Genomic DNA, 12,035 nt, shown 5'->3' with positions numbered 1-12,035 from the left:
ATGGTCGCGCTGGCGACGACGCCACCAACACCGAGCCCGACAATGCCATTACCAGCGACGACTCACAGGTCACGCCATGCGGCTGTAGTACTAGTCCGCTTCCGCACGCCAGTTGTGACCAGCCAGATCGACAGCGACGGCGCAGATCTCAGCTCGTGCCAGTTCTGGAGTCCCTTGTACGAAAGTAGCGATCAGCGGTCCGTGAGCGGCGCTTAGGTGATCATTCATCGGTGTTGCCCCCTGTTGACCTGTTCAGCACGCTACTGGAGAGGACCGACAAGATCACCCGTCCAAGTGGGTCGGCCCACGACACGAACTGCCCGATGGGATTTTGTTGCTACAGCGTCGATGGCGGCAGATCTGAGCCAGCTGGTGATCGAGGTGGGCAAGACGCTCTGGTTCCTCGGGATCACCGGTGGTGTCAGTCGTCTCGCCGAGTAGAGCAGCGTGCGTCTGATGGCCGAGTCCGAGAGGATCAGGAATAGGTCGTGCTGAACGCTGATGACGCTGGCGGGCGTCATCAAGGACAAGCTGGACGGCCAGACCGGCGACTTCACCTCGAGGGTCGTTGCAAACCCCGCACCACCGGCGCCGGATTCCTGCCGCGGACGGCTGCGGCGCTGGCAACCGCTCAACCCGCGCTGAGGGCTCCGAGTGTCGCCAGAACGGCCGATCATGCGGTTCGACTCCGCAGCATCGCCAGGCGTTGCGACAGCGTCACGCAGTGGGGAACCGAGGGCTTGGGCTCGTAGTAGTGGCGCCACTCTTCCAAGCGGTCCATGCCGTTGAACCGCTTCTTTCCTGTCTTCCAGACGCTCCTGCCGTCCAGCAGACGTGCCGTACGGTAGTCGAGATCCCGCCGACTGTGAATAATCGTCGTCGCTTGGGCTGGCGTGGAGCCGCGTGTGTTGTTCCAGACCGACTCCTCGCGCAGCTCGACCTCGACTAACTGGCCTGAGCGCAGCAGCCACACCTCCCGTCGGCTGGTCAAGTGCCGGGAAGTCCGGATGGTTCCGGTGACTTCCCGAAGGAGATCGTCCGTCAGGTCCTCGGCGAAGACGCGCCAGCCGCCGATGTCGACCAGTTGTTCCGGTACGGAGACGGTCTCCGTCTTGGTTCTTCGGAACAGTCGTCCGGGTGTGGTCACCACCTTGGAGTAAGCCTTCTGCGCGACATACGTGTCGTGAGGAACGCGGGCATGTGCGCACTCGGTCGCGACCTTGCGCGCGAACACCTCGAGGCGCCGGAACGCTTCCACCGCATCAAGCTTGTCGATCATGGTAACCCCCGAAGTCGTGCTCAGGTGGGTCGGATACGAACGTGAATTCGTTACAGCTGAACGATTCCGTAACGCTCACCAGCATCTTGGCGATCTAGCACGCCGTACAGCGTGATTCCGCAGACCGCTGACGTCGACAGGAGAACGCAGATGCCGTTCACCCCTCCGCCGGAGCCACCAGCGATCGTCAAGAACTTCCAGGACGTCCTGAAGCGGAGACGGAGTCAAAGGCCCAGTGGGACGAGCGCACGGACGACATCGAGCAGAGCACGGATGCAAGCAACCGACCCACGACAAGTGACCTAATGCCCGATCGACAGGCGTACAACGCATCCACGATCGACTGGTCCCGCCTCCGCGCCTACGCACAGCGCGTTGCCCGGGAAACCCGTGTACCTGCCGAGAGCGGTATCTCGTACACCACCACGGAGTACCAGACCGTCACGAAGGAGGTTGAGGTGAAGCATGGCTTCTTCAACCTCTTTACCAGGATGGAGCCCAAAAGTGAGACGGTCGCGGTCAGCAAACGGATAGACGTAGTCGGACGTCACTGGGTACTGGAGCGGCGACACCACCACATTGAAACCAACAGGAAGGAGCGGACCTACTCGAACCAGGAGACCATCCATGAGCAGCACTACGTCGTGCTGCTCTCGGACGGCAGCTTGAAGAAAGCCGTCCTGACGGAAACGGAGAACACGACCACGGCTGACGGCCGCACCAGGTTCTTCGCCACGCACGAGCACAGCCTGTCGGACCTGAGTACCCGCGATGTCGAAGCAATGGACTTCGAGAAACGCTACTGCGAGTACGGTACTCACGGCAAAGGCACCAAGACCTGGGGTGATCGCGATCCGGGAAAGCGTTTGCTCACCCAGGCGAAGGGCATCGGCCTGAGCAAGGCCTTGAATCGTCTGCTTCCCAGGTGAGACCGAGGAGGCCCACCTCGCTGAGCGGCGTAACGATTGACGTTGCCCAGGCGACGTGTCGAGCACGACGCTAGGAGGCGACATGGTTCAGGGACTGGTGGGCACAATCCTTGTCGGGATGCTGGGTGCCTTGTGCGCCGAACTGATCCGGGTTGTCGGCGTTCTCCGATCTGAGAAGTCACCGACTGCGAAGGAGTTTGCCGCGTCAGCCATACTAGTGCTGCTCGGCGCTGGAGCGGCCTTGTTCGGCTGGGACGACCCGCAGACCGCACTGAAGGTGGCAGTCCTGGGCGCCGCGTTTCCACTGTTGTTCTCCGCTGCCGTCAACAGCCTGACCGACGGCAAGAAGTCAGGACGTCGCAGCGCATCACCCAACTCTGGGCGACAGGTTCATGACTACGTCGCCGGCCGGTTCTGACGATCGGCGCACGATGAACGAAACCGAGGCTGTCGAACACTTGCGGCGGGCTGAGGAGCTGGTCGAGGCAAGAGACCATGACGGGGCTCGCGCGATCCTGGCGGAAGCGGTTGAACATCCCCAGTTCTCCGCGCTACCAGCGTCCGTGCGGGCGCGCTTTCGTTTAGAGCTCGGTTGGCTCGATGGTGCGAGCATGCGGCTCGCTCCGGCGGCGGAGCACCTGAAGGCGGCCATCTCGGACGCCGAGGGCGCGGACGATGTACTCGTGGAAGCGTGCATCGAAGCGGCGACCATCGCGCGGTACGCGACTCGATTCGACGACGCGCACCGTTTGGCCGAGCGGGCGCTGACGGTGTCGCTGCAGGCAGGGTTCCTGCGTGCCGCCGCGAACGCCCTCTTCATCAGGGCAACTACCGCGACATTGCAATTGGACTTCTTGTCCGCGGCAGACTTTCTGGGTCAAGCGCTGCAGCAGTTGAACCTCTGCGATGCGGCGGTCAGCACGGACCGCGTGCTCGCCGATGTTCATCGTGAACTCGGAGTCGTCGCGCGGCAGACCGGTGAACTGCACCAGGCTCGCGCGCATCTAGCCGAGGCGGCTGCGTTGTACGAGCGCAGACAACTCTTCACTGGAGCCGCGAACGTCCAACGCGAGCTCGGCGCGGTCGCGGAGAACATCGGCGACGTCGAAGCGGCACGTCACCACTACGCCGAGGCTTACGCCAGGTATCAGCAGGCACAGCGGCCGTTGGGAATGGCGGCGATTCACCGTCGCCGCGCTCGCTTACTGATCAGTTCAGCGCAAGGAGATGGTGATACCAAGCAGGCGGTCTACGCGGAAGCCGACCAGATGCTGGTGGAAGCGCTCGGGCTCTACGGCGGCGCGGAAGGGGACGCCACGGGCGTGGCACTGACCGTGTTGAGGCGGGGCTGGCTCGCGCGACTTGACGGACGGTACGAGGACTGCGATCGCCTGCTAGAGGAGGCAAACCGGCTCTATACCGCTCTTGAGCGCCGGTCCGGGCTCTCGGAAGTGGCTCTGGAGCGCGGTCACCTCGCGCGAGACCAAGGCTGCCTCGATGAAGCCGAGCGCCAGTTCACGATGGCGGTGGAGTTGCTGGACGGGCTCGATCTGCCTGATGCGGAGGCCATCGCGCGGTTCAACCTCGCTAAGATCCTGGTGGCAGTGGGACGTCCGGCTGAGGCCCTACCGCACGCGTTGCGAGACTTCAAGATTCGTGATCGCCTGGGCAGGAGACTGCCCGATCCACAGAGCCGGGCGAGCCACTATGAGAACAACCGTCACAGCTACGCGCAGGCGATGCACGTGGCCGCACTGTGCGCGGATGGCCGAGCGGCGTTAGAGGTTGCCGTCGCTGCACGCGCTGAAGCGATCGCCGACTACATCCGGCACGGCAGGGACCGTTTGTCTCCGTCGTTGCGCGACCACGTCTCCGCCGCACACAGTCTGCAGGCGGCGCTCGCTCGCGCGCCCGTGGCAGAAGGAGATCTGCCTGAGGTTGCGAGGGAACGGCTGGCGATGGTTCAAGGGGAGCTCGAACGGCAAGCGTCGACTGTGTTGCGAGCAGCCGTCCTGGCCGAGCCGTTCGGAGATGTAGCCGAGCTGCAAAGCTGCCTTCCCTCAAACGGGCACGCGCTGCTCGTCGACATTGATCCCGACGAGCCGCGTGTCTGCTGGGCCGTGTGGCTTCCGGCCTCGGGGAACCCTGTCGTGCAGGAGATGTTACTGCCCGAGCGGGTTCGCGATCTGCTGATGGACCACCGGAACGCGGCATCCGATGTGGCGTACTCCTGGCGTCCGCGGCTGATGGCAGCCTTGTCCAAATGCATCATTCCGCGAGGCCTAGCAGCGGTGCTGGAGCGGGCTTCGGATCCGCCGTCGGTCGTGATCGTCACCGGCTCAGCTCTCGCACCATTCCCCTTCGGTGCGTTGCCGGTACGGCGCAAACCGTTGGCACAACGTGCCGTCCTGACGGCTGTACCGTCACTTCGGCTGTGGCCATCCCTGCGTGCCAGGGCGCCGCGCAGCAGCACAGGCGCTTTGGTGTTCCGAGATCCCGATTTGCCTGGCACCACGAAAGAGATTGCCGCGCTTCGGGCATCGTGGGATCCGGTAGACGTCACCGATGCCTCCGAACTCCGCGCGGCGCTGTCCGGCGCCAGCCGGTATGCCCTCGTGGTGATCGGGGCACACGGAACCGACCCGCATCTGGAGACCGATTCGCCAGCGGACGGATCGGGGCTCGGCCAAGCCCTGCAGATCGATCCGGTACGACCGTTGACAGCAGCGGAATTGCTGACCGCGGACTTGCCGGAACTGGTAGTCATGGCGGCCTGCTGGTCTGGCCGGCTCCGGTTCGTTCCGGGAGTCGAACCGCTAGGCCTGCCGACGAGCGCCCTTCTCGGCGGAGCGCGCTGCGTGATCGGCGGTGTTGTCGACGTCGACGACCGCGCCACCGGATGGATATTGGCGCGCTTCTACCGGTACGCAAGCGAAGGAGCACCACCAGCCAAGGCACTCAGGTCCGCACAGCTGCGCTATCGCCGTTGGCATCCGTTTGCACCTGCGGGCAAATGGGCGGGCTTGATCTGCATCGGAGACGGGTATCAGCCGATGAATGGCGTGGCCGGAGCGTAGTCACTGCGCAGGAAAATTAGGACAAATAACTCTGAGGGTGGCCGGGTCCACGAGAGTGGAAGCCAGCGCGTCGATGCGGTTCGATAGGCCCATGCCCCAGGTCTTGACATGGGATGTTCTCTTCCGCTCCACTGCCCATGACTCGATTCTGTCACGCCCCCTCCGGAAGCGATTGTAGCGTGGCCTGGTGACCGGAAAGTCCAGGTAACCGATTTCCTCAGCCGTAGCCACACCGAGCTTCGGCTCTCCTTTAGCCCCGATGTCATCGGGAGACCGATGCCGTAAGCAGACATTCAGGCAGTAGGTCCCAAAAAGCAAAAATCCATCCACACTAAGGTAGTGGTTTTCATAGGTGCTCTCGATACGACGGTAGACGTCACCCCGCTCGAGGCGATGAGTTGGTTTGTCAACCTCCTCCTCCCACGTCTGCAGCTCGTGAAGGCTCCAGCCCCAGAACGTAGGCAAGACGGTCCGTGGACGGCCATCACCATTCATCAGCTGGGGAACGACGCCACATCGGAGGAACGTCTGCGCAACATAGGCTGCACGCCTTCGCAATTCCGGCTCAAGCTGCTCAATGACGCTGGAAGATGAGTTGTACAACCGTTCTCCTAAAGTGGGCACAGCACAGCCATCGCAAGGAACCGCGTAGCAACTCAAGGCCCTCACCTAAAACGAAGCGCTTAAGGAATGCCACTTGAGTCAGCACCGCCGTCACTATCAAATTGAACGCAAGTGGACTCTAGAAAGTTAGCTCGGCCGTCGTCAGGCGCGCAACCCAGCCGATTACCTTAGTCTCCTCACCAGAAACAGCAACTTGCAGGCTTTGACTTACTGCATCAGCGGAAACCTCGACAAGCCAACTTGCAGAATTGACATCCGCCCAACTCTGAACCAGCAGATCCCCCACTATCCGGACGTCGCCGCGATCCTTTGGACGCAGAATCATCCCTTTGACTTTCCAACCTGCAGCCTCATCGCTGTCGTGGTTATGCGCGGCAATAAGCAACTCAAACATAGCTGCCGCGCCAGGCATCATCGTGTAGACGTTGACTCGGGTTCCAGAGCAACTAACGACACGGGTATCCACGGTCATTATTTGACGGTGGCCATCGACAGACTTTGCGGCTAGTGTCATTATGGATGTTTGAGCATCTCCAGCTTCGGCAAGAGCGACGCCGCTCTGCGAATGCTGCGCTAAGCGTGTTGCCGCCGCATTACTTCCTTGCGCGTGAGAGTAATCAGCTATAGCTCTCGTATTGCACCCTTCAGCGTGAGATGCAAAGCCGGACGCACTTGTTGCCTCACCTTCAGCATGTGAAGATTGGCCAATCGCCTCGGTCTGACGACCTTCAGCATGCGAATCTAGGCCAGCGGCGAAGACCAACGACCCTTCAGCATGAGAATTGCCGCCCGTAGCCTTGGTTAGATAGCCTTCCGCATGGCACGAGCCACCCGACGCGACAGTCTGAAACCCTTCAGCATGTGATGCAGATCCGCTAGCGGTCGTTCTACAACCTTCCGCGTGAGCGTATGTTTCCGACGCTGTAGTTCCTTGCCCTTCCGCGTGAGAGAAGTCGCCAGAGGCAGTGCTGTCCGTGCCTTCTGCATGGGAAGTCATTCCTGATGCAACACACTTGGCACCCTGAGCATGAGAAAGAATTCCTATTGCCCTGGTTCTAAAACCCTCGGAGTGTGCACCATCACCCACCGCTTGCGTCTCGTTCCCTTCAGCGTGTGAATCGTTCCCAGAAGCAGTGGTTCCATTACCCTCGGAATGCGCGCATTATCCAGAAGCGATGACATTATGTCCTTCGGTATGCGAAAATGGCCCTGAGGTAGTCACGAAGTAAATCCTCCTTGCAGCTATTTAGCTATAAACAAGCATCGCCTTTGCTCCCGAAATCGGCGGATGCATTGGGAGCTATTGCCCGGTAGTGCAGTCATATTGAGAGCCGATGGAGCCACAGGCCTCAAGGTTGAATAACCTCGGCGCACAAGCCCTCCTTGGTCGATCTGCAGCAGCGACGAACGCGCAGTCCGCATTGAGTACGTCCTTAGTCGGGGAACTGGAAGCTGCTGTTACCCATGTAGCTCGATCGGGCCAACTGGAGACACCTGTCGACCAACATGCGGTGCCAGCGGCTCGGCGTGGACAACGCCCCTTGTACACAGGTCTCCGAACGCAGATCACGACGACCATGGCCCGAGCGGAGGAGCGACTGTCAGCACCCGCCGCTCACGGTCACCGGTGAATGACGCAATGATCATCTCGCCGCAGCGACACGCCTCATCGATCGGCGCCCGGCCGACGCGACCGATCTTGGCCCATCGGTGCCGGCGGAGCGCGTTCAACCAGGCCCGGACACCGGCCACATGCCGGCGCTGTTCTAGCTGCCCGCTGAACGCTCAGAGTCCCTTCGCAAGGCTTGAGCCCTTCCCGAGGAGGTCGACATCCGGCTGCCGCTCCCGCAAGTGTTCGTTGTGTCCTGTCCTAAGCTAACCAGTCACGAGCGTGAGAACCTGTTCCTGCGCAACGCTTTCCCATTGATGACGTTCGCCTGCGGCACCGCGGCCGGCGGCTAAGGTCCGCGCGAGCTGTGAGAGGTACTCGACTGGGCGCAGGCCGCCGGACGGCCTATCGTGACGACCTGTTCAGCCCGCTGGGGGTGCTGGACACGTTCGACGGCTACGTCGAAGGCCTGTTGGTCACCGCAGACGACACCGGTGTTCCGGCAATAACCTTACCCAGCGTATGGTGATCTACCACCCGTTCGGCCTCCACTGGCCCGCGTCGCGATCCCCACTTCCCGTGCCCAAGCCGAATGGGTGGAGCCAGGTCAGCAACGTTATCGCCGGGACCGCACTCAGCTGCTGGCACCAGCCGTCGGTGCTGCCATCCAGGCACGACGACATCCGTGCCGACTTCATGGGCCGAATCAACGAAGGAACCGACCGATCCAGTCGGTGTACACGTGCTCGACATCGACGCCAACTCACGCCGCACGGCATGGAGGAGTCGAGTAATCACTGCGAATCCAGCGACTGCATCTGTGCCTTGGGCACTGGCGCCACCAGCACCCAATGCGGCATCGCCTAGGCCACGCAGGTCTACGTCCCACGGACCCGCTCCACTGGCCGCACGTGACCGTATCGCGTGTCTTGCCGGTTACCGCATGCATCGTGACGGTGGAGCCTTGCGTCGAGATTGATGTCACGTCCGAATCCGATGCTGCGTTTTCTAGAACGCGAGCTAGCTAGGCTCGTCGGAATCTTCCAAGGGAATATCTCTGTGCTCGTGACGCTCTCGCACTGCAACGTGCATATCGACGGGTGTCCGCGAAAGCACTCCTTCGACCAGGGTCTTCAGAAAAGCATTGGCGCCCAGGTCATCCGGGATAACGTCGTGCAATATCGAGACTCCCTGAGAGCCAGGGGTACCCCATTCTGCCATGAGTAGGCAGGTTGCATCGTACACATCGTGCTCTGCTTTGAGTTTGCGCAGCATGTCAACTGCACGTTCGACTGTGCCAGGTTCCTCTTGTGCCGTTGATCGCAGAACGAATAGGAAACCCATCGCAGCCATGGGATAACGGCCCCTTAGGTTCTTTGCGTCGCCGTATGATTCCTCAAAGCGATTTGCCAGATTCTTCCGAAAGGAAGATGCCATACTCTTGGTCGACACGAGAAGTTCGGGCCCGCGGGACCACTGGGCGATAAGTACGTCGACTTGTTTCACGTAGGCTCGACCAAGGACGCGCGCATCCGAAGGTGCAACCTTGGTGTTGCGCAGTAGTTGCGCTTGCACTGCAGGCTTTAGTGATCGCGGCAAAGAGTCGACGAACATCGCAACTTCGCGCGGCACCACTCGCGGAGAAGTGAGCCGCGGCCAGACTTCGTCATCCCCGAACCCAGCACGCCGGAGTTCCTGAGCAACCCAGGCATCGATAGCTTTAGCGAGGCGCCCGGACTGGCTCCCAGTACCCTCCGTCACGGGCACTGTCAACATCCGCTGGAGCAAGCCGAAGTCGGCCTGGTAGCGGACTGATCCGTCTTCTTGACGCTCCCACGGATTGACGTAGACCTGGGACCGGATCAGCGGCTCAAGCAGTTCAAAGACGTCTTGCGGTGACTCCTGCGGCATCACACCATCTTCCTCAAGCCGCCGTGTTCGTCAGCTTCATAAAAGTCGAAGTTCCGCTCGATCAGCACCGACACAAGATCGTCAAACACTGATGCGAGCGGGACGGTCTCCGACGGGTTGTCCACCCGGTAGCACTCGATCGACGAGTGAAATTTGTTGGCATCGACCAGAAGGAGATACAGCCGCTCGAACTGCTCGTCGCGGCCCGCTGGATCGCTCCTGCCAGTGAAGAGACGCAGCCGGGGAAACGCATTGGCAAGCGTACTGCGACGTTTGTCCGTGGAGTCGCTGGCTGCGGCTTTATCGAGGACCAAAAGACCTGCAAGAACCGCATATGGGAATCGTCGATGCAGTGTCACTGCCTCGACGAGAAGGTCACCGCGACGATTGATGAGGTTTTTCTGGAAGTTCTGACTAGTTACGTCGCGGAAGTTGATGGTCTTGATACTCACGCCGAGCAAGAGGCCGGACTCTTCTGTCGCCCAGGTGACGTCGACCTTCTTGGCCCCGATCCCACCCGATATGCGCCGCTCCGCACCGGACTTACCGAGCTCGCCGGGCCCCCCAGGTCGAGCGCTAGACATACCGCGATGGCGCAACTCCTCCGCTACGGCTGCCGCGAGCGCCGCTGACATCTGCTGGGAGTAGCTGCGCTTTGCGCCCTGAGTGGCGTCGTCTCCAGGTTTAGGAGGGAGTGTCTTGAGGGCCGACAGGACCAGATCCTCGAGCCGCTTCGACACGCTTACCGGTTCCTCTCGCCACCCGACGGCCGTGTAGCTCGATGTGAGCCTCACGAAGAGACTTTACATGGCTCCGGTCCAACTCGGTGTGGTTGACGAGGAGTATGTCGTCGACGAGCTTCACTGCTTCGAGGAGCTTTCCGACCCGCAGATGCTTGGTCACCTGGGGTCGAATGGCCTTCAGTTCATCCCTGGCCGCGGCGATGAGAATCTTGGACGGCATGGGCAGTCGATCGGCTTCCTTTGGCTCGATCTTCAACATCCCTCCCCCATATGCGCGCCCCACGGTTTCCGCTCCGAGCAACGTCATGGAGTTGAGAGAGGCGAGCGACAAGAGTTCCCTACCGATCTGCTGCATTCCGCTATGAAGATAGATTCCGTGAACAGAGTTGAGATTTTGAACTTTGGCCTGATTTGTACACAAACGCGGCGTATCAGCATTCATGTAGGTCAGAAACAAATCTGGCGCAGGAACGAGTGGCACTCGCCACCATGGCTTGCGAACCTTGCATTTATACGCGCTGTCTACTTTGTCTTCCTCGCCCTGAGCGATGAACTTCAGTGCGGCTGGTGAAGGTTCGCCAGACGGCCGGAAGAGGAACGTAGATCGCCCATCTTGTCCGAGCTCCCGCCAGGCCGCCTCGGTGAACGACAGACCTCGCAAATGGCTTGAACCAGGCGGCGAGAGGCGCAGAAGCTCACGATCCGACAACCCGAGCTCTGCTGCCTTCTGAGGTGACATGGTGAAGTAACGGTTGTTGCCCGTGACCATGCCGAGTGTGGTCTCACCCCATGCATGCAGCGTGCCGAACTGATCACTGCCCATGAGTGTTTCGTAGGACTCCAACGCCTCAGCCGACAACAGTGACGGCGTCCACTTGCCTTCTGGGCTGGAAGGCTCCCAGCGACGTCCAACTGCCTGCTGCAGGTCGGCCGTGTTACGAGACTGGTACAGCTCACAGTGCTTGGTTGGGCCCTGATCGAATCCGTCTGCGAGTAGGAGGACGACCTCCTCCTGCACGCCGGGAAAGACTAGTTCCGTGAACATGACCAAGCGCACGGTCTTGAAGCGCTGCATCAGAAACCGTCGAACTTCTGCGGCGTAGTTGACGGTCAGTAGTTCTGCAGGCAGGACAAGCCCGAGCCGGCCGCCGGGCCGCAGGAACAAGGCGGCGTGAACAGTGAAGGCAGCCCAGGACGATGCCAAGCCGGTCAGCGGGACACCGGCACGAAGAGCCGCCTCGCGCGACCGTGTACGTGCTTCACCACTGAAGTCCTGGTAGCGAACGTATGGAGGATTACCCACTACCGCGTCGTAGAGAGGGCGCGGGGTGAAGGTGAAGAAGTCACCGACGTCCACACTGGCGTCATGCCCGGCATGACGTAGCAGGCTCTCAGCCCTCCGCGCGCTGTCCTCATGGAGCTCCACGCCATGCAACTCCGCAGGCGCATCGCCGCCCGGAGCCCGGAGGGCCTGGAGACGCTGCCCAGCGGCCATCAGGAACGCCGCTTCGCCACAGGACGGCTCCAAGACCCGATCAGCGGGGTCTCTCACCGCCCAGTCGACTATGTATTTGCAGAGCACCGGTGGCGTGAAGAACGCTCCTCGTGCCTTGCGGAGCGCAGGGCTATCTACGGCCGTTCCAGTGGTGCTCACCAGTACATCCTGTCGCACATACGTTCGGGGGTGTGGAGGCGCGCCGGTCTGGGCCCACCACAGATGTCTAGCATGCCCGACGAAGCCGAATCCCGGGACCCATCAAGATCACACCTAGTACTACAGCCGCATGGCGTGACCTGTGAGTCGTCGCTGGTAATGGCATTGTCGGGCTCGGTGTTGGTGGCGTCGTCGCCAGCGCGACCATG

General features: G+C 61.2%; 9 protein-coding genes. 4 read left to right on the top strand and 5 right to left on the bottom strand.

The window, feature by feature from the left end; translation table 11 throughout:
* Nucleotides 1-501: 501 nt before the first annotated feature.
* A complete protein-coding gene (locus tag ACWEIJ_RS45930; RefSeq protein WP_449843613.1) occupies nt 502-645 on the top strand; it encodes a hypothetical protein in 144 nt (47 codons plus the stop codon).
* Between the two features lie 28 nt (nt 646-673).
* On the opposite strand, the gene ACWEIJ_RS45925 is transcribed toward ACWEIJ_RS45930, so the two are convergent.
* Entirely contained in the window at nt 674-1,279 is a 606-nt protein-coding gene (locus tag ACWEIJ_RS45925) for a hypothetical protein (protein ID WP_449843612.1), read from the bottom strand.
* Nucleotides 1,280-1,584: 305 nt separating this feature from the next.
* Here ACWEIJ_RS45925 and ACWEIJ_RS45920 point away from each other — a divergent pair, with 305 nt between their 5' ends.
* From ACWEIJ_RS45920 to ACWEIJ_RS45910, 3 genes are all read left to right on the top strand, one after another.
* The gene (locus ACWEIJ_RS45920) at nt 1,585-2,208 is read left to right on the top strand and encodes a hypothetical protein (RefSeq protein WP_449843611.1); all 624 of its coding nucleotides are present in this window, start codon (nt 1,585-1,587) and stop codon (nt 2,206-2,208) included.
* Nucleotides 2,209-2,290: 82 nt separating this feature from the next.
* Complete coding sequence (locus tag ACWEIJ_RS45915; RefSeq protein ID WP_449843610.1) at nt 2,291-2,626, top strand: hypothetical protein; 336 nt, start codon at nt 2,291-2,293, stop codon at nt 2,624-2,626.
* A 13-nt stretch (nt 2,627-2,639) separates the two neighbouring features.
* A complete protein-coding gene (locus ACWEIJ_RS45910; RefSeq protein WP_449843609.1) occupies nt 2,640-5,285 on the top strand; it encodes a CHAT domain-containing protein in 2,646 nt (881 codons plus the stop codon).
* A 742-nt stretch (nt 5,286-6,027) separates the two neighbouring features.
* Here ACWEIJ_RS45910 and ACWEIJ_RS45905 read toward each other — a convergent pair.
* The 4 genes from ACWEIJ_RS45905 to ACWEIJ_RS45890 form a co-directional block, all read right to left on the bottom strand.
* On the bottom strand, nt 6,028-6,381 hold the full coding sequence (locus ACWEIJ_RS45905) for a hypothetical protein (RefSeq protein WP_449843608.1): 354 nt from the start codon (nt 6,379-6,381) through the stop codon (nt 6,028-6,030).
* 2,157 nt (nt 6,382-8,538) lie between these two features.
* Nucleotides 8,539-9,432: a hypothetical protein gene (locus ACWEIJ_RS45900; RefSeq protein WP_449843607.1), complete on the bottom strand. Its 894-nt coding sequence runs from the start codon at nt 9,430-9,432 to the stop codon at nt 8,539-8,541.
* A complete protein-coding gene (locus ACWEIJ_RS45895; protein ID WP_449843606.1) occupies nt 9,429-10,169 on the bottom strand; it encodes a hypothetical protein in 741 nt (246 codons plus the stop codon). The genes ACWEIJ_RS45900 and ACWEIJ_RS45895 overlap by 4 nt, the downstream gene beginning before the upstream one ends.
* Nucleotides 10,114-11,826 carry an HsdM family class I SAM-dependent methyltransferase gene (locus ACWEIJ_RS45890; RefSeq protein ID WP_449843605.1) on the bottom strand — a complete coding sequence of 571 codons (1,713 nt, stop codon included), beginning with the start codon at nt 11,824-11,826 and terminating at the stop codon, nt 10,114-10,116. Before ACWEIJ_RS45890 ends, ACWEIJ_RS45895 begins: the two co-directional genes overlap by 56 nt.
* Nucleotides 11,827-12,035: the final 209 nt, after the last annotated feature.

The sequence above is a fragment of the Lentzea sp. NPDC004789 genome, from assembly GCF_053601075.1.
This window is presented reverse-complemented; position numbering and strand designations above follow the sequence as displayed.

Bases quoted from the DNA above. Each gene is read 5' to 3' on its own strand.
- ACWEIJ_RS45920 (WP_449843611.1), top strand. From the start codon at position 1,585: ATGCCCGATCGACAGGCGTACAACGCATCCACGATCGACTGGTCCCGC.
- ACWEIJ_RS45910 (WP_449843609.1), top strand. From the start codon at position 2,640: ATGAACGAAACCGAGGCTGTCGAACACTTGCGGCGGGCTGAGGAGCTG.
- ACWEIJ_RS45915 (WP_449843610.1), top strand. From the start codon at position 2,291: ATGGTTCAGGGACTGGTGGGCACAATCCTTGTCGGGATGCTGGGTGCC.
- ACWEIJ_RS45925 (WP_449843612.1), bottom strand. From the start codon at position 1,279: ATGATCGACAAGCTTGATGCGGTGGAAGCGTTCCGGCGCCTCGAGGTG.
- ACWEIJ_RS45905 (WP_449843608.1), bottom strand. From the start codon at position 6,381: ATGACCGTGGATACCCGTGTCGTTAGTTGCTCTGGAACCCGAGTCAAC.
- ACWEIJ_RS45930 (WP_449843613.1), top strand. From the start codon at position 502: ATGACGCTGGCGGGCGTCATCAAGGACAAGCTGGACGGCCAGACCGGC.